Annotated in this window: 19 protein-coding genes and 1 pseudogene; 5 read left to right on the top strand and 15 right to left on the bottom strand. The window is 69.0% G+C overall.

What is annotated here, in order from left to right:
* Window positions 1-3: 3 nt before the first annotated feature.
* The 10 genes and pseudogenes from A5753_RS08565 to A5753_RS08520 all read right to left on the bottom strand — a co-directional run bounded on the left by A5753_RS08565 (window position 4) and on the right by A5753_RS08520 (window position 11,270).
* Window positions 4-519 (bottom strand): arginine repressor, encoded by a 516-nt coding sequence (locus A5753_RS08565; protein WP_067125740.1) that lies wholly within the window; start codon window positions 517-519, stop codon window positions 4-6.
* Window positions 495-1,421 (bottom strand): ornithine carbamoyltransferase, encoded by a 927-nt coding sequence (argF, locus tag A5753_RS08560; RefSeq protein ID WP_067125737.1) that lies wholly within the window; start codon window positions 1,419-1,421, stop codon window positions 495-497. The genes A5753_RS08565 and argF overlap by 25 nt, the downstream gene beginning before the upstream one ends.
* Window positions 1,418-2,611 (bottom strand): acetylornithine transaminase, encoded by a 1,194-nt coding sequence (locus A5753_RS08555; protein WP_156656022.1) that lies wholly within the window; start codon window positions 2,609-2,611, stop codon window positions 1,418-1,420. Before A5753_RS08555 ends, argF begins: the two co-directional genes overlap by 4 nt.
* Window positions 2,608-3,495: an acetylglutamate kinase gene (gene argB / locus A5753_RS08550; protein WP_067125735.1), complete on the bottom strand. Its 888-nt coding sequence runs from the start codon at window positions 3,493-3,495 to the stop codon at window positions 2,608-2,610. The genes A5753_RS08555 and argB overlap by 4 nt, the downstream gene beginning before the upstream one ends.
* A gap of 49 nt (window positions 3,496-3,544) precedes the next feature.
* Window positions 3,545-4,759 (bottom strand): bifunctional glutamate N-acetyltransferase/amino-acid acetyltransferase ArgJ, encoded by a 1,215-nt coding sequence (gene argJ, locus A5753_RS08545; RefSeq protein WP_067125733.1) that lies wholly within the window; start codon window positions 4,757-4,759, stop codon window positions 3,545-3,547.
* A pseudogene (argC, locus tag A5753_RS08540) lies at window positions 4,756-5,815 on the bottom strand (N-acetyl-gamma-glutamyl-phosphate reductase). The gene argJ and the pseudogene argC overlap by 4 nt, the downstream one beginning before the upstream one ends.
* Before the next feature lie 30 nt (window positions 5,816-5,845).
* Entirely contained in the window at window positions 5,846-8,341 is a 2,496-nt protein-coding gene (gene pheT / locus A5753_RS08535; RefSeq protein WP_067125730.1) for a phenylalanine--tRNA ligase subunit beta, read from the bottom strand.
* Window positions 8,341-9,384 carry a phenylalanine--tRNA ligase subunit alpha gene (pheS, locus tag A5753_RS08530; protein ID WP_067125728.1) on the bottom strand — a complete coding sequence of 348 codons (1,044 nt, stop codon included), beginning with the start codon at window positions 9,382-9,384 and terminating at the stop codon, window positions 8,341-8,343. Before pheS ends, pheT begins: the two co-directional genes overlap by 1 nt.
* A 146-nt stretch (window positions 9,385-9,530) precedes the next feature.
* Window positions 9,531-10,349, bottom strand: coding sequence for a rhomboid-like protein (locus A5753_RS08525; protein ID WP_067125726.1), 819 nt, complete (start codon window positions 10,347-10,349; stop codon window positions 9,531-9,533).
* Window positions 10,350-10,358: 9 nt separating this feature from the next.
* Entirely contained in the window at window positions 10,359-11,270 is a 912-nt protein-coding gene (locus A5753_RS08520) for an adenylate/guanylate cyclase domain-containing protein (RefSeq protein ID WP_067125724.1), read from the bottom strand.
* A gap of 210 nt (window positions 11,271-11,480) precedes the next feature.
* Here A5753_RS08520 and A5753_RS08515 point away from each other — a divergent pair, with 210 nt between their 5' ends.
* Window positions 11,481-12,560 (top strand): oxygenase MpaB family protein, encoded by a 1,080-nt coding sequence (locus A5753_RS08515; protein ID WP_067125722.1) that lies wholly within the window; start codon window positions 11,481-11,483, stop codon window positions 12,558-12,560.
* Here the strand turns inward: A5753_RS08515 and A5753_RS08510 are convergent.
* From A5753_RS08510 to infC, 4 genes are all read right to left on the bottom strand, one after another.
* Window positions 12,547-13,347 carry an RNA methyltransferase gene (locus A5753_RS08510; protein ID WP_067125719.1) on the bottom strand — a complete coding sequence of 267 codons (801 nt, stop codon included), beginning with the start codon at window positions 13,345-13,347 and terminating at the stop codon, window positions 12,547-12,549. The genes A5753_RS08515 and A5753_RS08510 overlap by 14 nt on opposite strands.
* Before the next feature lie 18 nt (window positions 13,348-13,365).
* Window positions 13,366-13,761: a 50S ribosomal protein L20 gene (gene rplT / locus A5753_RS08505; protein ID WP_007776071.1), complete on the bottom strand. Its 396-nt coding sequence runs from the start codon at window positions 13,759-13,761 to the stop codon at window positions 13,366-13,368.
* Between the two features lie 81 nt (window positions 13,762-13,842).
* Window positions 13,843-14,037 (bottom strand): 50S ribosomal protein L35, encoded by a 195-nt coding sequence (gene rpmI / locus A5753_RS08500; RefSeq protein WP_066882282.1) that lies wholly within the window; start codon window positions 14,035-14,037, stop codon window positions 13,843-13,845.
* A gap of 49 nt (window positions 14,038-14,086) precedes the next feature.
* Complete coding sequence (gene infC, locus A5753_RS08495; protein ID WP_082971234.1) at window positions 14,087-14,692, bottom strand: translation initiation factor IF-3; 606 nt, start codon at window positions 14,690-14,692, stop codon at window positions 14,087-14,089.
* Window positions 14,693-15,146: 454 nt separating this feature from the next.
* On the opposite strand from infC, the gene lysX reads away from it, so the two are divergent.
* The 4 genes from lysX (at window position 15,147) to A5753_RS08475 (ending at window position 20,718) form a co-directional block, all read left to right on the top strand.
* Window positions 15,147-18,479 (top strand): bifunctional lysylphosphatidylglycerol synthetase/lysine--tRNA ligase LysX, encoded by a 3,333-nt coding sequence (gene lysX / locus A5753_RS08490; RefSeq protein WP_369829300.1) that lies wholly within the window; start codon window positions 15,147-15,149, stop codon window positions 18,477-18,479.
* Between the two features lie 77 nt (window positions 18,480-18,556).
* Complete coding sequence (locus A5753_RS08485) at window positions 18,557-20,035, top strand: alpha/beta hydrolase family protein (RefSeq protein WP_197694630.1); 1,479 nt, start codon at window positions 18,557-18,559, stop codon at window positions 20,033-20,035.
* A gap of 8 nt (window positions 20,036-20,043) precedes the next feature.
* A complete protein-coding gene (locus A5753_RS08480) occupies window positions 20,044-20,460 on the top strand; it encodes a DUF6653 family protein (protein ID WP_369829299.1) in 417 nt (138 codons plus the stop codon).
* A gap of 9 nt (window positions 20,461-20,469) precedes the next feature.
* Window positions 20,470-20,718 carry a hypothetical protein gene (locus A5753_RS08475; RefSeq protein ID WP_067125713.1) on the top strand — a complete coding sequence of 83 codons (249 nt, stop codon included), beginning with the start codon at window positions 20,470-20,472 and terminating at the stop codon, window positions 20,716-20,718.
* A 7-nt stretch (window positions 20,719-20,725) separates the two neighbouring features.
* On the opposite strand, the gene uvrA is transcribed toward A5753_RS08475, so the two are convergent.
* Complete coding sequence (gene uvrA, locus A5753_RS08470) at window positions 20,726-23,641, bottom strand: excinuclease ABC subunit UvrA (RefSeq protein ID WP_067125710.1); 2,916 nt, start codon at window positions 23,639-23,641, stop codon at window positions 20,726-20,728.
* Window positions 23,642-23,833: the final 192 nt, after the last annotated feature.

The following is a 23,833-nucleotide window of genomic DNA, read 5'->3' as shown; positions in this document are numbered from 1 at the left end:
CGCTTACGTGAGTTTTTCCAGGGTGGCGGCCAGCTCGGCGCCGGTCATCGGCTCTCGAGCGGCCACGAAGACGGTGTCATCGCCGGCGATGGTGCCGACGACGTACGGTAGCGCCGCGCGGTCGATGGCGCTGGCCAGATAGTCGGCGGCGCCCGGCGGGGTGCGCAGCACGGCGAGGTTGGCGCTGGCGTCGGCGGACACCAGCAGTTCGCTCAGCAGCCGGGACAGCCTTGCGGTGCCGCCGGATACCCCGCGCACCGGGTTGCCGTCCTCGGGCACCATGTAGACCCCGACGCCGCCGTCGGCGCCGCGCAGCTTCACCGCGCCCAGCTCTTCCAGGTCGCGCGACAGGGTGGCCTGGGTGACGTCGATGCCTTCGTCGGCCAGCAGCGCGGCCAGTTCGCTCTGGCTGCGCACCTCGGCCGACGACAGGATGGCCACGATGCGCGCCTGCCGGCCGGCCCGGGTGGTTTCGGGTGTGGTCTTCGAGCGGGTCACGAGCGGCGCTCCAAAAGCCATGCCAGCAGCGCTTTTTGGGCGTGCAACCGATTTTCGGCCTCGTCCCAGACCACGCTGGCCGGCCCGTCCATCACCTCGTCGGTGATCTCGTCGCCGCGGTGAGCCGGAAGGCAGTGCAGCACAATCGCTTCCGGATCGGTCAGCGACAGCAGGTGGGCGTTGATCTGGTAGGGCCGAAACGGCGTGCGGCGGTCCAGCCCGTCGTCCTCCTGCCCCATCGACGTCCAGGTGTCGGTGACCAGGACGTCGGCGCCGCGCGCGGCAGCGTCGGCGTCGGTGGTGACGGTGACCGAGGCCCCGGTGTCTTCGGCGCGCCGCCGGGCCGCCGTCACGAACGCCGCGGCGGGGGTGAAACCGTCCGGGGCGGCGACGGTCACGTGAATGCCGGCCGTGACGCCACCGAGCATCAGCGAGTGGGCCATGTTGTTGGCGCCGTCGCCGAAATAGGTCATGCGCAAACCGGTGAGCGAGCCCTTGCGCTCGGCGATGGTCTGCAGATCGGCGAGCACCTGGCAGGGATGGAATTCGTCGGAGAGCGCGTTGATGACCGGCACCGTCGCGGTCGCGGCCATGGCCTCGAGGCGCTCCTGGCCGAACGTCCGCCAGACGATGGCCTCGACGTAGCGCGACAGCACCCGCGCGGTGTCCTCCAGCGTTTCGTCGCGGCCCAGCTGGGTGCTGCGGGCGTCGACGACGACGGCGTGCCCGCCGAGCTGGGCGATCCCCATCTCGAATGAGAACCGGGTGCGGGTGGAGTTCTTGTCGAACAGGACCGCGACCCCGCGCGGGCCGTCCAGCGGTCGGACGCTGAAGGGATCCTTTTTCAGTTCGGCGGCGAGTTGCAGCACCTCGGCCTGCTCGGTCGGCGACAGGTCGTCGTCGCGAAGGAAGTGACGAGTCATGCTGCGGCTCCGGCGGATTCATTGAGGATGCCCGGCAGCGCCGCGACGAAGCCGTCGATCTGGGCCTCGGTGATGATCAGCGGAGGCGCCAGCCGCAGGACATCGGGTGCGGCCGCGTTCACCAAGAACCCGGCCCGGCGTGCGGCCGCTTCGGCGTCCTTGGCGCGCGGCGCGGTGAGCGCCACGCCGCAGAGCAGGCCGCGGCCGCGCACGTGGTCGACCAGCGGGTGGGCATGCGCCTCGATGCCGTGGCGCAACGACTTGCCCAGCGTCTCGGCGTGCCGGACCAGGTTCTGCTCGGCCAGCACCCGCAGCACCGCGAGCGCCGCCGCGGCGCAGATCGGGTTGCCGCCGAAGGTGCTGCCGTGCAGGCCGGGGGTCAGCAGGTCCGCGGCCGGGCCGACGGCCAGGCACGCGCCGATGGGCAGGCCGCCGCCGAGCCCCTTGGCCAGCGTCACCACATCCGGGGTGATGCCGTCGTGCTGGTAGGCGAAAAACGTTCCGGTGCGGCCCATCCCGGTCTGCACCTCGTCGAGCACCAGCAGCGCCCCGTGCCGCGCGGTGATGTCGCGCGCGGCGACCAGGTAGCCCTCGGGGGGGACGACGACGCCGCTCTCCCCCATGATCGGTTCCAAGAACACGGCGGCGGTGGCGTCGTCGACCGCGGCGGCCAGCGCGTGGGCGTCGCCGTAGGGCACGTGCGTGACGTCGCCGGGCAGCGGCGCGAACGGCGCCTGCTTGCTCGGCTGACCGGTCAGGGCCAGCGATCCCATGGTTCGGCCGTGAAAAGCCTCGTGTGCGGCAACGAGTTTGGTGCGTCCGGTGAGCCGGGACAGCTTGAACGCCACCTCGTTGGCCTCGGTCCCGGAGTTGCAGAAGAACACCCGCGCCGCAGAATCGGCGCCCAGGAGGTTCACCAGTTCTTCGGCCAGCGCGATGCTGGGTTCGGTGGCATACAGATTCGACGTGTGGCCCAGCGTCGACATCTGGTGGGTGACCGCCTCGATGATCGCGGGGTGGCGATGGCCGAGCACGTTGACCGCGATGCCGCCGAGCAGGTCGAGGTAGGTCTTGCCGTCCACGTCGGTGACCACGGCGCCGTCCCCGGTGGCCAAAGCCATCGGTGGGGTGCCGTAGTTGTTCATCATCACGGCTTCCCACCGCTGTTTGATGGTGTCCGTGTTTGTCACGCGCTCACCACCTTGGTGCCGGTGCCCGCATCGGTGAAAAGCTCAACCAGCACGCAGTGTTCGACGCGCCCGTCGATGACGTGCGCGCTCGGCACGCCCGCGGTCACCGCCCGCAGACAGGCTTCGACTTTGGGAATCATGCCGGCCTCCAGTGTGGGTAGCAGTTGTGACAGTGTCGCGGTGTCGATTTCGCTGACCAGCGAGCCGCGGTCCGGCCAGCTGGTGTACAGGCCCTCGACATCGGTGAGCATCAAGAGCTTCTCGGCGCGCAGCGCTTCGGCCAGCGCCGCCGCGGCGGTGTCGGCGTTGATGTTGTGCACCACACCCTCGGCGTCCGGGGCCAGCGTTGATACCACCGGAATACGCCGCGCCGCAATCAGATCCAGCACAGCGGCCGTGTTGACCATCTCGACGTCACCGACCAGGCCGATGTCGGTGGCCACGCCGTCCACCGTGACGCTGCGCCGCACGGCGGTGAACAGCTGGGCGTCCTCGCCGGTGATGCCGACGGCATACGGTCCGTGCGCGTTGATCAGATTGACCAGCTCGCGCCCGACCTGGCCGAACAACACCATCCGCGCCACGTCGAGCACTTCCGGTGTGGTGACCCGGAATCCACCCTTGAAGTCGCCGGGGATGCCGAGCCGGCGCAGCATCGCGCTGATCTGCGGGCCGCCGCCGTGCACCACGACGGGATGCACGCCGCAGTTGCGCAGGAACGCCATGTCGGCGGCGAACGCGTGGCGCAGGGTGTCGTCGGTCATGGCGTTGCCGCCGTACTTGATGACGACGATCTTGCCGTGCAACTGTTTTAGCCAGGGCAGGGCTTCGGCGAGCACCTCCGCTTTGACCGCGGTAGGCAGCGATTCGGTGGCTGAGCTCATCAGCGCCGCTCCTCCCCATCACTTCGTTCTGCATCGTCGCCGGCGCGGCTCATGAGCTGTAGGCCGAGTTCTCTTCGACGTAGCCGTGCGACAGGTCGGTGGTCCGGATGGTGACCCGGCCGTCGCCGAGCCCCAGATCGACCGTGATATCGATGTCGGGTCCCGAGAGGTCGACCTCGCGGGCACCCGGGGTTCCGGACCCTTTGGCGAAGACTTCAAAGCCATTGAACGACACAGTGATCCGGTCCGGATCCAGGTCGATGGGCGCCATTCCAACGGCCGCCAACACCCGGCCCCAGTTCGGGTCCGAGCCGAACACCGCCGTCTTGACCAGGGAGTCGCGGGCGATCGTCCGGGCGGCGACCAGAGCGTCATCCTCGGAGGCCGCCCCCTGCACGTTGACATTGACCCGCTTCGTGACGCCCTCGGCGTCGGCCTGCAGCTGGGCGCACAGGTCGTCGCAGACCCGCAGCACGGCCTCGTCGAGATCGCCCTGGCTGGGCCCGATCCCGCTGGCCCCCGAAGTGAGCAGCAGCACCGTGTCGTTGGTCGAGCAGGCGCCGTCGATGTCGAGCCGGTCGAAGGTGCGGGCGCTGGCATGACGCAGTGCGGAGTCCAGCGCCGCGGCGTCGACGGCCGCGTCGGTGGTGAGCACGCAGAGCATCGTGGCCAGTGACGGCGCGAGCATGCCGGCGCCCTTGGCCATCCCGCCGACCGTCCAGTTGCCCGGATGGTGCAGCGCAACCTGTTTGGGCACGGTGTCGGTGGTCATGATCGCCTGCGCGGCCTCGTCGCCGCCGGACAGGCCGCCGGCCATGTCCTGCACGACCGTGCGTACCCCGGCGAGCACCTTGTCCATCGGCAACCGGTCGCCGATCAATCCCGTCGAGCACACGGCGACCTCGATGGCGCCGGTCTCGGTGCCCCAGTCCGACAACGCCGCCGCGACGGCTTCCGCGGTGGCGTGCGTGTCTCCGAAGCCCCCCGGTCCGGTGCAGGCGTTGGCGCCGCCGGAGTTGAGGATCACCGCGCGCAGCGCGCCGGTGCTCAGTACCTGCTGGCTCCACAACACCGGCGCGGCTTTGACCTTGTTGCGGGTGAACACCCCGGCCGCCGCGTAGTCGGGTCCTTCGTTGAAGACCAGGGCCAGGTCGCGATTGCCCGAGGCCTTGATCCCGGCGGCGATGCCGGCGGCCCGAAATCCGGCCGGCGCGGTGACGCCTTGTTCGCGCAGCAACCGCACCTGGGCAGCCGTGGACGTCATGGCGCCACCCCGATCACCGAAAGGCCCTCCGTCTCCGGCCAACCCAGCGCTAGGTTCATCGACTGCACGGCGGCACCGGCCGTTCCCTTGACCAGGTTGTCGATCGCGGCGATCGCCACGAACGTGCTCGCCGCCTCGTCGACCGCGACGGCGATGTGCGCCGCGTTGCTGCCGATCACGGCCCCGGTGCGGGGCAGCTGCCCTTCGGGCATCAGATAGATGAAAGGTTCTGCGTGGTAGGCCTTTTCGTAGGCTTCCCGCAGCCGCGGCAGCGGTGCCCGCGTGCGTGCGGTACACGTCGCCAGGATGCCGCGCGACGTCGGGATGAGCACCGGGGTGAATGACACGGTGACGTCGCGGCCGGTGACGGCGCCCAGGCCCTGCGCGATCTCGGGGGTGTGCCGGTGCGCCCCGGCGATGTTGTAGGCCCGCGCCGAGCCGATGACCTCGGCGCCCAGCAGGTCGGTCTTGGCGGCCCGTCCGGCCCCGGAGGTGCCGCTGACGGCGACCACGGTGACAGCGGGCTCGATGAGGTCCTCGGCCACGGCGGGCAGCAACGCCAGCAGCGCCGCGGTCGGGTAGCAGCCGGGAACCGCGATGCGCCGGGCGCCGCGCAACCGCTCGCGAGCGCCGGGCAGCTCCGGCAGCCCGTACGGCCAACTACCGGCGTGCGGCGATCCGTAGAACCGCTCCCACGCGGCGGCGTCGGTGAGCCGGAAGTCGGCGCCGCAGTCGATGATCAGGGTGTCGGGGCCGAGCTGTTCGGCCAGCGCGGCCGAATGGCCGTGCGGCAAGGCCAGGAACACCACATCGTGGCCGGCAAGCACGTCGAGCTCGGTCGGTTCGACGACGCGCTGGGCCAGCGGTGTCAGGTGCGCGTGGTGCTCGCCGAGCGTGCTGCCGGCGCTGGCTGCCGCGGTCACGGCGCCTATCGTGAGGCGCCCGTGTGCGTAGGCCGGGTGGCCGAGCAGCAGACGTAGGACTTCACCGCCCGCGTATCCGCTGGCACCGGCAACCGCCACCTTCATCCCGTCGGCCATTCCGCCGATTCTGCATGGTTATGCAGTGCTTTGCAAATCCATTCCACTACGCGCGCAGCTCCGCGCCGACCGCCTCGGCGGCGCGGCGGACCGCCGCGTCGCGGGCCGCGGTGGCGTCGTCCTCGGTCAGCGTGCGGTCGGGTGCGCGGAACCGCAGCGCGAAGGTCAGCGACTTGCGGTCCTCGCCGACCTGCGGGCCGGTGAACACGTCGAACAACTGCAGGTCCTCGAGCAACTCCCCCGCGCCCTCGCGTACCGCGTCGGCCACCGCCCGAGCCGGTACGTCTGCCGCTACCACCAGGCTGACGTCCTGGAAGACCGCCGGGAACGGCGATACTCGGGGCGCGGGCAGCGTCAGCGGGATGGGCATCGCGTCCAGGTTCAGCTCGAGGGCGCAGGTGCCCTTGGGCAGCCCGGACCGCTCGATCATCGCGGGATGCAGCTGGCCCGCATAGCCGACCGGGGTGTCGCCTACGAGCACCTCGGCGCACCGCCCGGGATGCCACGGCAGCTGCTGCGCGGCGCGCAACCGAACGTCGATCCCGCCGGCGCGGGCGATGATGCGCACCGCCTCGAACGCGTCGGCCGCCTCGGCCCGGCGGCCGGGGCCCCAGGGCCCGCGGTGCTCGCGCAGGCCGGTCAGCACCGCCGCGACGTGCTGCGGCTGCCGGGGCAACGCGGCGTCGAGCGCGGCGATCTCGTCGCCGGTGGGCCGGCGGTCGACGGGAATGAGCTCCACGGCGCGGGTTTTTGCCGTCGGCTGGACCACCTGCGCGAGGGCATACAGCGAGATGTCGACCAGGCCGCGAGAGACGTTGCGCACCAAGGCTTCCAGCAACGCGGGCAACAGCGTGGTGGCCAGCTGCGGGCGGTCGGCTTCCAGCGGGTTGAGCACGTTGGTGGTCGTGCGCCGTGGGTCGTCGGCCGCCAGGCCCCACAGGTCGAACACGCCGGCGGGCAGAAACGGAGTCGGCAGGATCTCGACGTAACCGGACTGGGCCAAAGACCTGCCGATGGCGCGGCGACGCTTTTGCACCGCGGACAGGCCCCGGCCGGCCGGCGCCGACGGTAGCACCGATGGAATGGCTTCCAGCCCCTCGAGCCGCAGCACCTCCTCGACGAGGTCGGCGGGCTGCACGAGGTCGGGACGCCAACTGGGTGGCGTCACCGTCAGTGTGCCGCCCCGTCCCGCCACGTCGGCGCCGATCTGGGTGAGCCGCTTGGCCGTCGTGCCGGGCGCATAGCCCACCCCGGCTAGGCGGTCCGGCAGGTCGATGGCGATCTCGATGGGCGGCAGGGCCCAGTCGTCGCGCGGCGGGTCACCGCGCCAATCGGTCAGGCCGTCGCAGACCTCGCCGCCCGCGATGTCGGCCAGCAGCGTGGCGCACCGGTCCAGCGCGACCACCGAGATCGCCGGGTCCACCCCTCGCTCGTAGCGCCGGGCGGCTTCGCTGGGCAGGTGCAGCCTGCGCTGGGTGCGCGAGACGGCGGCAGGATCCCAGACCGCGGCCTCGAGCAGTACGTCGGTCGAATCGGGGCGCACCTCGGTGCTCGCCGCGCCCATCACGCCGCCGATCGCGGTGGTCGCGGTGTCGTCGACGATGAGAACATCGGCCGGCTCGAGTTTGCGCTCGATGTCGTCGAGGGTCACCACGGTCTCGCCGGGCCGGGCGAACCGCACGCCGAAGCTTCCGGTGATCCGTTTGCGGTCGTGGGCGTGCATGGGGTGGCCGAGCTCGAGCATCACGTAGTTGGTCACGTCGACCGCCGGGGAGGTCGCGCGGATGCCGGACAACAGCAGCCGGCGCTGCAGCCACCACGGCGAAACGGCCGCGGGGTCGATGCCGATGACAGGCCGCAGCGCGAAGCGCCGCACACCGGTGCCGGGCTGCACCGTCAGCGGCCACGCCTCGCCGTTGACCGGCAGCGGCTTGACCACCTGGCTGCCGGCGGGATCGACGTAGTCCAGGTCGTAGGCGCAGGCGATCTCGCGGCCCAGGCCGCGCAGCGACATGCAATAGCCGCGATCGGGCGTGATCGCCAGGTGAAAGATCACGTCGTCGAGTCCCAGCACCGCCGCGCCGTCGGCTCCCGGGTCTGCGGTGCCCGGCGGCAGCACCAGGATCCCGGAGTGGTCGGCGCCCATGCCGAGTTCTGCTGCCGAGCAGATCATCCCGTCGGACTTGCGCCCGTAGGTCTTGCGGGCGGCGATGGTGAAGTCACCGGGCAATGTGGTTCCGGGCAGCGCCGCGACGATGAGATCGCCCACAGCGAAGTTGGTTGCACCGCAAACGATTTCGCGTTCGTTACCCTCGCCGACGTCGACGTGGCAGAACCGGATCGGCTTTTTGAAACCGGTGAGTTCTTCGATGGCGGTGACCCGGCCCACGGTCAGCGGGCCCTCGACCGGTCCGAGGGTGATGACTTCTTCGACCTCGTGGCCGATGCGCACCAGTGTCTGTTCGAGCTCCTCGGGGGTGACATCCCAATCCGGCGCGCCGGACGCCACGATCTCACGCAGCCAGCTGTAGGGAACACGCATCAGGCACCCACCCCGAACGGCAGCGAGAAGCGGACGTCACCCTCGACCATGTCGCGCATGTCCGGAATCCCGTTGCGGAACTGCAGCGTCCGTTCCAGCCCCATGCCGAAGGCGAAACCGGAATAGACGTCCGGGTCAATTCCGGCGGCGCGCAACACGTTTGGATGCACCATCCCGCAGCCGCCCCACTCCACCCAGCCGGCGCCGCCCTTCTTGCCGACGAACCAGACGTCGACCTCGGCGGACGGTTCGGTGAACGGGAAGAAGTGCGGCCGGATCCGGGTGCGCGCCTCGGGACCGAACTCGGCGCGCGCGAACGCATCCAGCGTTCCGCGCAGGTGCGCCATGGTCAGGCCGCGGTCCACCGCCAAGCCCTCGACCTGGTGGAAGACCGGCGTGTGGGTGGCGTCGAGTTCGTCGGTGCGAAACGTCCGGCCGATCGACACGATGTAGACGGGTAGCTCGCGGGCGAGCAGGGTGCGCACCTGCACCGGCGAGGTGTGGGTGCGCAGCAGTTGCCGGGAACCGTCGGGCGCGATGTAGAAGGTGTCCTGCTCGCTGCGGGCGGGGTGGTCGGCTGGAAAGTTGAGCGCGTCGAAGTTGAACTGCTCGGTCTCGACCTCCGGGCCCTCCGCCAGTTCCCAGCCCATGGCGATGAAGGTGTCGGCGATGTGCTCGGCCAGGATCGTGATCGGGTGCCGCGCGCCGGTCGGCTGCCGTGTGGAGGGCAGCGTGACGTCGATGCCCTCGGCGACCAGCACCGCGGCGTCGCGTTCGGCCCGCAGGACCGCGAGCCGCTCGTCGTAACCCTGTTGGGCTTCGGATCGGGCGGCGTTGACCCGCTTGCCGGCGTCGGCACGCTCGTCCTTCGAGATGGCGCCCAGCGCCTGGCGCGCCAGCGCCAGCGGTGAGCGGTCACCGAGGTGCTCGGTTTTGACATGCGCCAGTGTGTCGAGATCGCCGGCGCGCGTGAATGCCTCCCGGGCGGCGCTGACCGCTTGGGCCAGGGCTGCCGGCGACAGGTCGACGGGTTGATCACCCACGCGGCGACACTCTCCTCGGCTGTTGGTTGGCTGCAAGTTGCCCGGCAGCAAGTGCTGATCATAGTGATTCGATGCATCGCATCCGGCGGGCGCTTGGCAGTGAGCGGCCGGCGGTCGCCGAGGGCGACGGTCGGCCGGGGACTGGCCTAGCCGGCGACGGCCGGCTGCGGTCCGGCCAGCGTGTCGTCGACGTCGAGCGGCATGGCCACAACGCGTCGATCGCCGGCCAACTTCGCCACGTAGTAGGCGACGAAGGCGCCGATGAGACCGAACACCGGTGTCGCCGCCAGGGTCCCCCAGTGGTGGGCCAGCATCAGGAAGCCGAAGCCCGACGACGCCGCCAGCATCAGGTACCGAGCCGGCGTCCAGTGGATCGGCTGCCGGAACCGGGCGGAGACCAGCACGCCGAGGATCACCGCGACGGTGTGACCGGCATCGGTGAAATCACCGCCGACGATCGCCGAGACGATGCCCGCCGACACCCACCAGCCGACCCAGGCGGCCCGCCAGCGGGAGGGAATCACGGCCGTCATCGCGCCGAGCACGGCCAGGGCGCCATAGCTCATCCCGACGTCGCTGGCCCGGGTGATCGACAGGGGCAACCAGCCGCACTCGACCGACGCGGCCAGCGCGGCAGCCACCAGCAGCGTCGCACCGATGTGGCCGACGACGAAGGCCACCACCAGCCGAATGGTGCGCAGGTGAAGCTCGGCGAGCGCCAGCAGGCAGGTCAGGAAGGGCAGCCAGAAGTAGAGCGGGCCGGCGTCGACCACCAGCGCGCTGCCCAGCAGCGTGCCCAGGTGGCCGTGGGCAAGGTTGTGCACGTTGGTGCTGGCCCGCTGAACGATGACGTCATGCGCGTGCGGGCCGAGGGCCAGGATCGCGCAACTGATGGCGAGCAGCAGCGCCGCGTACCCGAGTGTGAATTGGACCCGGGCGAGCCGGGCCAGGATGCCCCCTACCATTGGCGTCCATTATGGCTGCGGTTCTGTCTCGGCCGTGTCATCAGAGCCTGACAACTCCTTAAGAGTCTTGAGGCGATATATCGCCAAATCGTCGGGGATGCCGGCGGGCTTCGGCGCGAAGACCGGCTTCCTCGTGCGTTTGGCCTCGACGCCCAACGCGTCCAACTCGCTTTGCGGTATGAGATCTAACGTCGAACTCGACACCATGATTCCACCCTTGGTGGCTCTTTCCATAACTCGTGCGGCGATGTTCACATCGACGCCAAGCCAGTCCGCAGCCAGCCGCTGCGGTCGCCCGGTGTGAATTCCGACCCGCATCCGGGGAGTGTGACCGGCCACCTCGACGGATTTCAGCGCCTTTTTGGCGGCCAGCGCGGCCCGCACGGCGACCGTCGGATCGCCGAACACCGCCATCAGGCCGTCGCCCATCCGTTTGACGATGTGTCCGCCCGCGTCGAGCAGCGGTGGCTCGACGGCCCGCGCCACCTGCCGGAGCAACGCCAGCGCCGCGTCGTCACCTGCCTCCAGGGCCCATGTGGAGAAGCCGACCAGGTCGGTGAAGACGAGGGTCACCTCCGGGTTGGCCGGCCGGCGCGACACCCCCTCGGTCAACGCCTGCCACAGCTGCAGCACACCGAGGCTGACCTCGCGGGACACCGCGTCGCCGTCCCCCAGTAGCCGATCGGCGGCACGCGCCGCGGCGCGCGGACCGCCGTCACCCGCCGTGGACAGCGGATCGCCGAACTCGGGGTCGCCCGGCAGCAGCCGGCGCGCACGCCGGATGAACGCAACCGCACCGGGGCTGCGGTTGCGGCTGTGCAGCCATTGAGTCGCGCTGTGTACCGGAGAGCGTTGCGGAGCGGATTGCGCCTGGGTCTCTTCGGGCTCGCCCGGGTCCAGATCGCGACGCGCGAGTTCCACCCGGCCAGGTTATTTGGTTTCGTCGCAGGCAGGCAACGACAGTCCCGGCCCGGTCCGGTGGATGTGTCACATCTCGCATGAAAGCGCCTGATCACGGTGGCGCCACATCGATGTGGAAGCTCGATAACACCCGAGCGAACACATCCCCGAAATCGTAGACAACGTTCGTTGTCAAAGTTATCGTGAGCGCAACTGGAGCAGGAGGCCGCGATGACTGGCACTGTGCACGCTTCCGGGTCGGAATCCGTCGATCCGCTGGGCCCAGACTCTTTGACCTGGAGATATTTTGGCGATCTGCGCACCGGAATGATGGGGGTCTGGATCGGGGCGATCCAGAACATGTATCCCGAACTCGGCGCGGCCGTCGAGGAGCATTCGATCCTGCTGCGGGAGCCGCTGCAGCGGGTGGCCCGGTCGGTCTACCCGATCATGGGCGTGGTCTACGACGGCGACCGGGCCTCGCAGACCGGCCGGCAGATCACCAGCTACCACCACACCATCAAGGGGACTGACGCCGCCGGGCGGCGCTACCACGCGCTCAACCCGGAAACCTTCTACTGGGCGCACGCCACGTTTTTCATGCTGATCATCAAGGTGGCCGAGTATTTCTGCGGCGGCCTGACCGAGGCCGAGAAGCGGCAGCTGTTCGCCGAGCACGTGCAGTGGTACCGGATGTACGGGGTGAGCATGCGGCCGGTGCCCGAATCGTGGGAGGAGTTCCAGGAGTATTGGGAGCGGGTCTGCCGCGAGGAGCTGGAAATCAACCGGGCGACACTGGACATCTTCGAGATACGCATCCCGAAGCCGAGGTTTGTCCTGATGCCCACGCCGATCTGGGACCAGCTTTTCAAGCCGCTGGTCGCCGGCCAGCGCTGGATCGCGGCCGGACTCTTCGAACCCGCGGTGCGCGAGAAGGCCGGCATGCGCTGGACCCCGGGCGACGAGGTGTTGCTGCGCCTGTTCGGCAAAGTCGTCGAGCTGGCTTTCCTGGCGGTGCCCGACGAGATCCGGCTGCACCCACGCGCGCTGGCCGCCTATCGCCGGGCCGAGGGACGGCTGCCCAGCGACGCTCCGCTGGTCGAGGCGCCGCCATTCATGGCGCCCCCGCGCGACCGGCGCGGGCTGCCGATGCACTACTTCCCGCCGCCGCCCAGGTCGCCACTCGATCCCGCGCTGCAGCCCGCCCGGGTTTTGATGGAACGCGCCGGATCTTTGGTGCACACGACGCTGTCGCTGGCCGGCCTGCGCGCGGGACGGGGCCGCCCCAAACGGCCGGCTACGGCCGCGTAGGCAGGCCCAGGGCCCGCGCGCTCTGATACAGGCAGATGGCCGCGGCCGACGCCACATTCAGGCTCTCCGCGCCGCCAACCATGGGGATGCGCATCCGGTGGTCGGCCGCCGCAGCGATTTCGACTGGCAGACCGTGCGATTCGGGGCCGAATAGCCACGCCGTCGGTGCGCCGAGCAGTTCGGTGGCCTCGTCGAGCCCCGTCTCACCGTCCACGGTGGTGGCGAGCAGCTGCAAACCCGCCGCACGCAACGCGTCGAGGACGGCGAGCGTGTCGGGCGCGGCCGCGACGGGGAGCGAGAAGATGCTGCCGGCCGACGCGCGCAGGCACTTGCCGTTGTAGGGGTCGACGCTGTGGCCGCCGAGGACCACGCCGGCCGCGCCCATCGCGTCGGCGAGGCGAATGAGGGTGCCGGCGTTGCCCGGCTCGCCGATTTCGATGGCGACCGCGATCAGCCGGGGCGAGCCCGCCAGCACGTCCCGAAGTCCGGTCGCCGGCGTTTCGCATACGGCGACCAGCCCGGCCGGGGTGACGGTGTCGGACAGCGCTTTTGCGGCGCGCTCGGTGACGGAGTGCACCGGGCATCGCGCGGAATCCAAAGTCGCCAGCAGCGACGCATGACGCTGCTGGGCGACTTCGGTGACGAAGACGTCGCGAACCAGCCCGCGGCGCGCGGCGGCCGCCACGAGGTTGGGGCCTTCGGCAAGGAAGCGGCCCGCCCGCCGGCGGCCGACGTGGCGGTGCAACTTGACCGCCGCGGTAACCCTGGCCGAACGTTCGGTCAGCACCTGGCCGGTCCGCGGGAGTTAGGCCGCTTCTCCCGAATCCGAGGGAGCGTTGACGTCCTCGGGCAGGGCCGCCCGCGCGATGTCGACCAGCGCCGTGAAGGCGGCCGGGTCGGCGATCGCGATGTCGGACAGGTTCTTGCGGTCCACTTCCACACCGGCGGCCTTGAGGCCCTGGATCAGCCGGTTGTAGGTGATGTCATTGGCGCGCGCCGCCGCGTTGATCCGCGAGATCCACAGTTTGCGGAACTCGCCCTTGCGCGCACGACGGTCGCGGTAGGCGTAGTTCAGTGAATGTAGTTGCTGCTCTTTGGCCTTGCGGTAGAGCCGGGATCGCTGGCCGCGATAGCCCTTCGAGGCCTTCAGGATGCTGCGCCTCTTCTTGTGGGCGTTGACCGCCCGCTTCACGCGTGCCATTGGTTGTTCCTACTCTCGTTCACAATTGGTTGGTCGGGTCGCCGTGCCAGCTCGGCTATGCGGGTCTGGCCGGCGTGGTGGTCAGCCGTTCAGCAGGCTGTTGACACGCTTGGTGTCGTTGGCCGACACCGTCGTTCGGCCGTCGAGGCGGCGAGTCCGCTTGGTCGGCTTGTGCTCGAGCAGATGGCGACGGTTGGCCTGCTGGCGCACGATCTTGCCGGTTCCGGTGCGCCGGAACCGCTTTGACGCCCCGCTGTGGGTCTTGGCTTTGGGCATGTTTCCTCTGTTCTATGAAGTACTCGAGCTCTCGGGAGTCTCGCGTGGGTCAGTTCGGCGAAGGTTCGGCTTCGGCGGCCGCATCGTCCGCTGCGGGGCCGGCGTCGGGTCCTTCCGGATGCCGCGCCTTGGCGCGAGTCTTCGCGCCGCGATGCGGTGCCAGCACCATCGTCATGTTGCGGCCGTCCTGCTTGGCGGATGTTTCGACGAAGCCGTATTCGGCCACGTCCGCACCCAGGCGCTGGAGCAACCGATAGCCCAGCTCGGGCCGCGACTGCTCACGTCCGCGGAACATGATGGTGACCTTCACCTTCGATCCCGCTTCCAGGAAGCGGATGACGTGACCCTTCTTGGTCTCGTAGTCGTGATCGTCGATTTTCGGTCGCAGCTTTTGTTCTTTGACGATGGTCTGCTGCTGGTTTCGGCGTGATTCGCGCGCCTTTTGCGCCGCTTCGTATTTGAACTTGCCGTAGTCCATGATCTTGCAGACCGGAGGCCTGGCATTAGGGGCAACTTCGACGAGGTCGAGATCGGCGTCCGCAGCGACGCGCAGTGCGTCTTCGATGCGCACTATGCCTACCTGCTCTCCCCCTGGGCCGATCAATCGGACTTCAGGTACGCGAATGCGCTCGTTGACGCGGGTCTCAGTGCTGATGGGGCCTCCCTTGTTGGGCTTCTCTAGGTCCTGCGGTGACAACCGCCTGGGTCGGTCCGGGAATCAGCGGCGGAGACACCACACCACTAGCAAAAAAGCCCTGCACAAGCAGGGCCCAATGCCGACCGATACACGGCTGAAACTACTCGAGCCGTCCGCGTTGCCCGCGGAACAGGCATCCGCGATGCCTGTGACCGGACCGCCAAACCTTGAAGACCCGCTCAGGGATTTCGTCGGCTCGCGGTGGGAGTGGGACTCCACTTAACTGTCCTGGCATTCGCCGGGATGGTCGCAGGCGTTAGTTTAGCAGCCTTGAGGTGCCTTTTAGCACTTCGGCCGGACCGCCGGGCTCCAGCGGGCCGTAGCAGGGCCCGAAAAACCTGTCCAACTAGTGCCCGCCACACTTGGCGCTTAGACAAGCTTTTCCCGGATTGAGCGCATATCCTCGCGGTCTGTGACTCTCGCATCTCCTCGTTCGGGGCCGCGTGTGGGACGCGGCGGTCGGTCCGACTCGCGGTTCCGCTGGGTGCCGGCGGCGGCCGGCTGGACCGTGGGCGTCATCGCCACGGTGTCACTGCTCGGGAGCGTGTCCCCGCTGATCAGGTACTTGATCAAAGTCCCGCGCGAGTTCATCAACGACTATCTGTTCAACTTCCCGGACACCAGCATCGCGTGGTCGTTCATTCTGGCCCTGCTGGCCGCGGCCCTGACCGCGCGCAAGCGCATCGCCTGGCTGCTGTTGCTGGCCAACATGATTCTGGCCGCGGCGCTCAACGCCGCGGACATCGCCGCGGGCGACAACACCGCCGCCGAGATCTTCGGCGAGAATCTCGGCTTCGCCGTACATGTCGTGGCGATCGTCCTGCTGGTGCTGGCCTACCGCGAGTTCTGGGCCAAGGTCCGCAAGGGCGCACTGGTCAAGGCCGCCGCGGTGCTGGTCGCCGGTGACGTGGTGGGGATCCTGCTGTCCTGGGGTCTGGTCGAGTTGTTTCCCGGGACGCTGGCCCGCCAGGACCGCCTACCCTATGTGGCCAACCGCGTGGTCGGGTTCGCGCTGGCGGATCCGGACCTGTTCACCGGACGCCCGCATGTGTTCCTCAACGCGATCTTCGGGCTGTTCGGTGCGCTGGCGCTGATCGTGGCGACGATCGTGCTCTTCCAATCCCAGCGCGCGGAGAACGCGCTGACCGGGGAGGACGAATCGGCGATCCGCGGGCTGCTCGAGCTGTACGGCAAGAACGACTCGCTGGGCTACTTCGCCACCCGTCGCGACAAGTCGGTGGTCTTCGCCCAGAGCGGGCGCGCCGCCATCACCTACCGGGTCGAGATCGGCGTCTGCCTGGCCAGCGGCGACCCGATCGGCGATCCCAGGGCCTGGCCGCAGGCCATCGACGCCTGGCTGGGTCTGTGCCAGAGCTACGGCTGGGCGCCCGGCGTGATGGGCGCCAGCACCCAGGGGGCGCGGGCGTTTCGTGAAGGCGGCCTGAACGCGCTCGAGCTCGGCGACGAAGCCATCCTGCGGACCTCCGACTTCAAGCTGTCCGGCCCCGACATGCGCGGGGTGCGTCAGGCGGTGACCCGCGCCCGTCGGGCCGGGTTGACCGTGCGGATCCGGCGACACCGCGACATCACCGCCGACGCGATGGCCGACACCATCTCCCGCGCGGACGCCTGGCGGGACACCCAGACCGAGCGTGGCTTCTCCATGGCGCTGGGCCGGCTCGGCGATCCCGCCGACGGGGACTGCCTGCTGGTCGAAGCGCTGGACCGCGACGGCAACGTCGCGGCGATGCTGTCACTGGTGCCGTGGGGCACCACCGGCGTTTCCCTGGACTTGATGCGCCGTTCGCCGCAGTCCCCCAACGGCACCATCGAGCTGATGGTCAGCGACCTGGCACTCAACGCGGAAGCCCTTGGTATCACTCGCATTTCACTGAACTTCGCGATGTTCCGCTCGGCGTTCGAGCAGGGCGCTCAGCTCGGCGCCGGTCCCGTCGCCCGGTTGTGGCGAGGACTGTTGCTCTTCTTCTCGCGGTGGTGGCAGCTGGAGACCCTGTACCGCTCGAACATGAAGTACCAACCGGAATGGGTGCCGCGCTACGCCTGCTACGAGGACGCCCGCCTGATCCCGCGGGTCGGCGTCGCTTCGGCCCTCGCGGAGGGATTCCTGGTGTTGCCGTTCGGCCGGCGCAAGACGCACACCGGCCATTACCCCGCCGTCCCGCCGCGGCTGGCGGAATCCGGGCTCCTGCATCACGACGGCAGCGCCCCGGACGTCAGCGGGCTGCGGGAGCGCCGCGAATCCGCCGACGAGGAGGAATCCAGATCCCGCCTGCCCGAACAGGTTCGAGTGCGGCTAGCCAAGCTCAAGATATTGCAGCGCGAGGGGGTTGACGCGTATCCGGTCGGCGCCCCGCCCAGCCACACCGTCGTCAACGCGCTCGACGCGGACGACCACGACGACGTCACCGTCTCGGGCAGGATCTTGCGGATCCGCGACTACGGCGGGGTGCTCTTCGCCCAGCTGCGTGACTGGTCGGGGGAAATGCAAGTGCTGCTGGACAATTCGCGGCTGCAGCGCGGACGGACCGCCGACTTCACCGCCGCCATCGACCTGGGCGACCTGGTCGAGGTGTCCGGGCACATGGGCTTTTCCAAGAAGGGAAGCCGCTCGCTGATCGTGGCCGACTGGCGGATGATCGGTAAGTGCCTGCGGCCGTTGCCGAACAAGTGGAAGGGGCTGACCGACCCGGAGGCGCGGGTGCGGACCCGCTACGTCGACCTGGCGGTCAATCCCGAGTCGCGTGAGTTGATCAAGTCGCGCAGCGAGGTGTTGCGTTCGGTCAGGCAGACACTGTTCGCCAAGGACTTCATCGAGGTCGAGACCCCGATCCTGCAGCAGATCCACGGCGGGGCCACCGCCCGGCCCTTCGTCACGCACATCAACACCTACGACCTGGACCTGTTCCTGCGCATCGCGCCGGAGCTCTACCTGAAGCGGCTGTGCGTCGGCGGCGTGGAGCGAGTCTTCGAGTTGGGGCGAGCCTTCCGCAACGAGGGTGTCGACTTCAGCCACAACCCGGAATTCACCCTGCTGGAGGCCTACCAGGCCCACGCCGACTACAAGGTGTGGATCGACGGATGCCGCGAGCTCATCCAGAACGCCGCCCAGGCCGCGCACGGCGAGCAGGTGGTGATGCGGCACGGCAACGACGGGCGGCTGGAACCGGTCGACGTCTCCGGGGTGTGGGCGGTCAAGACCGTCCATGACGCCCTGTCCGAAGCCCTCGGCGAGCGCATCGACCCGACCACGTCACTGTCCGCCCTGCGCAAGCTCTCCGATGCCGCGCACGTCCCCTATCGGGCGCAATGGGATGCCGGCGCGGTGGTGCTGGAACTGTACGAACACCTGGTGGAGGACCGGACCGAGGAGCCGACGTTTTACATCGACTTCCCGACATCGGTGTCCCCGCTGACGCGGCCGCACCGCACTGAGCCGGGCGTCGCCGAGCGGTGGGACCTGGTGGCGTGGGGTGTCGAGCTGGCCACCGCGTACAGCGAGCTCACCGATCCCGTCGAGCAGCGGCGCCGCCTGCAGGAGCAGTCGCTGTTAGCTGCCGGCGGCGATCCCGAGGCGATGGAGCTCGACGAGGATTTCCTGCAGGCGATGGAATACGCGATGCCCCCCACCGGCGGGCTGGGGATGGGCATCGATCGGCTCGTCATGCTCATAACGGGCCGCAGCATTCGCGAAACGCTGCCATTTCCGCTGGCCAAGCCGCATTAGCGGAGTCCCTGACTATCCGGAAAGCCCAAAGCGAACATTCGGCAAATATGTTCCGGGCAGGTTACCGATAGATCACAATGAAGCACGTGACAGACCCGACGGACAGCGCGCCCGCGCAGTTCCTGGCAAGTAGCCACACCTCGCTGATGCACGGCTGGGTGCCGACGACGATCCAGGTGCTCGCCGCGGTGGTGCTGACGTCGGCGGTCGGCTGGCGGTCGCGCCGCTGGCGCACGGTGTGGATGCCGGCGGCCGCGCTGGCCGGCGGGGTCGCGGCCTACCTGACGCACTGGTACATCGTCGACCGCGGTCTTTCCGATGACCCCGCCCCGGCGGCGCTGTGGATCTGGATCGCGCTGACGGGCATGGCGGCGGCGGTACTGGCCCTGGGCTGGCGCACCGCGCGCCGCTGGCGGCGTGGCGCCGCGGTGCTGGCAGTGCCCCTATGCCTGCTCAGCACGTCGCTGATGCTCAACCTCTGGGTGGGCTACTTCCCCACCGTCCAGTCGGCGTGGAGTCAGCTGACGTCGGGCCCGCTGCCCGATCAGACCGATCAGGCCACGGTTACCGCCATGGCCGCCAAGGGGACTCGGCCACCGCACGGCACCGTGGTGCCAGTGGCGATCCCCTCGGACGGATCGCACTTCAAACACAGGGGCGAGCTGGTCTACCTGCCGCCCGAGTGGTTCGCCCGTACCCCGCCTCCACCGCTGCCGACCGTGATGATGATCGGCGGGCAGTTCAACACGCCGGCGGACTGGACGCGCGCGGGCAACGCGGTCAAGACGATCGACGACTTCGCGGCCGCGCACGACGGCAAGGCGCCGGTGCTGGTGTTCGTCGATTCCGGCGGCGCGTTCAACAACGACACCGAGTGCGTCAACGGGGTTCGCGGCAACGCGGCCGACCATTTGACCAAAGACGTTGTGCCGTTCATGATTTCGACTTTCGGCGTCAGTCCGAGCCGGACCAATTGGGGCGTCGCCGGCTGGTCGATGGGCGGGACCTGCGCGGTGGATCTGACCGTCATGCACCCCGATATGTTCAGCGCATTCGTCGACGTCGCCGGCGATTTCTTCCCCAACGCCGGCAACAAGGCCCAAACCATCGCCAGGCTGTTCGGCGGAAACGCCGAGGCCTGGGCGGCTTTCGATCCGACCACGGTGATCAACCGGCACGGGCCGTACCGCGACGTGGCCGGCTGGTTCGCGATTTCCTCTGACGGCCCGCCGGCCCCACGGCGCGACCCCCAGCTCACCGACAGCGGCGCCATCCGCGTCGCCGGACGCGACGCGGCCGTCAATCCGGGCAATCAGACGGCGGCGGCCTATTCGCTCTGTGCGCTCGGCCGCTCCAACGGAATCGACTGCGCGGTGGTGCCGCAGCCAGGCAAACACGACTGGCCGTTCGCGGACCGCGTGTTCGCGGCTTCGCTGCCCTGGCTCGCCGGCGAGCTGGGCACTCCGGGGATCCCGCGGACGCCACTGCCCGCCGCCTCCGCGCCCGCGGCCGGCACCCCTGTGGTCGTCCCAGCCGAGCACTCCAACACCCGATAGTGCCCGCGTTGTCCCTCGCGCGCATTCGGCGTGCCGTCTTCGCTCGGCACTGCCATCCGTGCAGCGCATGGACCCGATGGGCGAGCACACCGCTGATCCTGGTCCCGATCTGGACGCGGCAATGGGCGCATGCCGGGTGGATTGCCCTGTGGCTGACCCTGAATCCCGTGGTTTTCGGGAAGCCCGCGCATCACCGGGCATGGTCGACGCGCGCGATGCTGGGCGAGGAGCTGTGGATCAGCCGGCGGCCCCGCGACGCGGCGATGGCGGTCAGCGCAGCCTCGTCGGCGGCCGCGCTGGGAGCGCTAGTCGCCGCGCGTCGGCACCGGCTGCGGCCGGCGCTGATCGCCATCGCGGTACAGATGGCGCTGACGCTGGTGTACTGGCAACAGATGGTTCGGTATCTGGACCGCCAATCGCGCTAGCGTGACGGCATGCCCGACGAAAAATCCGCTCCCGGCTCCGCGGGGCCCGGCCCGGAATACGACGACGCCGGTGTGCCTACCTTCGAGTCGGTGCGCGACCAGATCGAGGCCCGCTACGCGACCGCCCAGGGCGCCGCCGAACTCGGCGCGGAGTCACCCGAGGGCCGATCGGTCGACGAGCGGTACGAGGAACGCCGGCGCGCGGCGGCCGAGCGGCTGGCCCAGATCCGGGAGTCGATGCGGCCCGAGGAGGGTTGAAGCGGGCTCAGGCGGTGACTTTGCGGCGCCGGCTCGATCGTCGCGGGGCACTGGGTGATTCGGGGCTGCGGCCGATCACCTCGGCGAGGAACTTCCCGGTGTAGCTCTCCGGCACCGCCGCGACGTCCTCCGGAGTGCCTTCCGCGACAACGGTTCCGCCCTCGGCACCGCCCTCCGGCCCCATGTCGACGATCCAGTCCGAAGTCTTGATCACGTCCAGGTTGTGCTCGATGACGATGACCGTATTGCCCTTGTCGACAAGGCCATTGATGACTTTCAGCAGCTTGCGGATGTCGTCGAAATGCAGGCCCGTGGTGGGCTCGTCGAGGATGTAGACGGTGCGCCCGGTCGAGCGCTTCTGCAGCTCAGCGGCCAGTTTGACGCGCTGCGCCTCGCCACCGGACAGCGTGGGCGCGGGCTGGCCGAGCCGCACGTATCCCAGCCCGACGTCGACCAGGGTGCGCAGGTAGCGGTGGATGCCGGTGATCGGCTCGAAGAATTCCGCCGCTTCCTCGATGGACATGTCCAGCACCTCGGAGATGGTCTTGCCCTTGTAGTGCACCTCCAGCGTTTCTCGGTTGTACCGAGCGCCATGACAGACCTCGCACGGCACGTACACGTCGGGCAGGAAGTTCATCTCGATCTTGATGGTGCCGTCGCCGGTGCACGCTTCGCAGCGGCCGCCCTTGACGTTGAACGAGAACCGACCCGGTTGGTAGCCACGGACTTTGGCTTCGGTGGTGGCGGCGAACAGGGTGCGAATCTTGTCGAACACCCCGGTATAGGTGGCCGGGTTGGATCGCGGCGTGCGACCGATCGGTGATTGATCCACCCGCACCAGCTTGTCCAGGTGGTCCAGCCCGGTGACGCGGGTGTGCCGGCCGGGGACCTGGCGGGCGCCGTTGAGCCGGTTGGCCAGCACCGCGGCCAGGATGTCGTTGACCAGTGTCGATTTGCCGGATCCGGACACCCCGGTCACCGAGGTGAGCACGCCGAGCGGGAACGAGACGTCGATGCCGCGCAGGTTGTGCTCGCGGGCGCCGACGACGGTCAGCTGCCGCTTGCGGTCTATCCCGCGCCGCTTGGCCGGCATTTCGATGCGTTCCTTGCCGGACAGGTAGGCGCCGGTGATCGAATCCTCGTTCGCCAGCAGCTCGCTGTAGGTGCCGCTGTGCACGATCTCGCCGCCGTGCTCGCCGGCGCGCGGGCCGATGTCGACGATCCAGTCGGCGTGCGCGATGGTGTCCTCGTCGTGCTCAACGACGATCAGTGTGTTGCCCAAACCCCTTAGCCGCGTGAGGGTTTCGATGAGCCGACGGTTGTCGCGTTGATGCAGCCCGATGGACGGCTCGTCGAGCACGTACAGCACGCCGACCAGACCCGACCCGATCTGGGTGGCCAGGCGAATGCGTTGTGCCTCACCGCCGGACAGCGTGGCCGCGGCGCGGGACAGCGACAGATACTCCAGCCCGACGTCGAGCAAAAACCCCAGCCGCGACTGGATTTCCTTGAGCACCTGCCCGGCGATCGCCTTCTCGCGATGGCCGAGGGTGAGCCGGTTCAAAAACTCCGCGCAGTCGGAGATCGACAATTCGCAGACCTCGGCGATTGACTTCGCGCCGCGCTCGCCCGCGCTCAGCGTGACGGCCAGGATCTCCGGCTTGAGCCTGGTGCCCTCGCACTCCGGGCAGGGCACGTCGCGCATGAACCCTTCGTAGCGCTCCTTCATCTGCTCGGACTCGGTCTGCGCCATCTTGCGCTGCAGGAACGCCAGCACACCCTCGAAATCGGCGTAGTAGGACCGGGTACGGCCATACCGGTTGCGGTATCGCACATGCACCTGGTGGTCGGAGCCCTCGAGAATCGCCTTGCGGGCCTTGGCCGGCAGCTTGCGCCACGGGGTGTCGACGTCGAAGCCCAGCTCGTCACCGAGCCCGGCCATCATCCGGATGAAGTACTCGGCGGTATGGCCGTTGGACCACGGCGCCACCGCGCCCTCGGCCAGGGTCCGCTCGGGGTCGGGCACCACCAGGTCCGGGTCGACTTCCTTGCGGATGCCCAGGCCGCTGCACTCGGGGCAGGCGCCATAGGGCGAGTTGAACGAGAACGACCGCGGCTCCAGGTCGTCGACCGCCAAGGCGTGCCCGTTGGGGCAGGCCAGCTTCTCGGAGAACCGCTGCTCCCGGTTGTGCGCGTCGTGTTCGTGGTCGACGAACTCGAGCACCAAGATGCCGTCGGCGAGGTTCAGCGCGGTCTCCACCGAATCGGTGAGCCGCTGCTTGGCGGAGGCCTTGACGGTCAGGCGGTCGACCACCACCTCGATGTCGTGCTTTTCCTGCTTCTTCAGCTTCGGCGGCTGGGTCAGCGGGTGCACGACGCCGTCGACCCGCACCCGGCTGTAGCCCTGCGCGTTGAGCTTCTCGAAGAGGTCGGCGAACTCGCCCTTGCGGGTGCGCACCACCGGGGCGAGCACCAGGAATCGGGTGCCCTCCGGCATCGCCAGCACCTGATCCACGATTTGCTGCGGCGTCTGGCGGGCGATTCGCTCGCCGCAGATCGGGCAGTGCGGTGTGCCCGCCCGCGCGTAGAGCAGCCGCAGGTAGTCATAGACCTCGGTGATGGTCCCGACGGTCGAGCGCGGGTTGCGGTTGGTGGATTTCTGGTCGATGGACACCGCCGGGGACAGACCCTCGATGAAGTCCACATCCGGCTTGTCCATCTGCCCCAGGAATTGGCGGGCGTAGGCGGACAGGGACTCCACATAGCGGCGCTGCCCCTCGGCGAAAATCGTGTCGAAGGCCAGCGACGACTTACCCGAACCCGACAGCCCGGTGAACACGATCAGCGCGTCGCGGGGCAGGTCGAGATCGACGCCGCGCAGGTTGTGCTCGCGGGCGCCCTTGATGATCAGACGGTCAGCCAACGCTGCCCCTCTCAGGAACTATCTGACGACTTCTCGTAGCCGCAATGCGGAATCCGAACCGGAATTGCGCGCGGCGCAATCCATGCTATGTGCCCATACCGACAAGCGACGCGCGACCAGTAACGTGGCCGCCAGTGAGTGGCGCCGACGACCCGCTCCCGGCTCGGACGGCGCCAGGCGGGATCGAGGAGT

Origin of the sequence: Mycobacterium sp. 852002-51971_SCH5477799-a (genome assembly GCF_001667145.1) — a bacterium.
Classification (GTDB): domain Bacteria; phylum Actinomycetota; class Actinomycetes; order Mycobacteriales; family Mycobacteriaceae; genus Mycobacterium.
This window is presented reverse-complemented; position numbering and strand designations above follow the sequence as displayed.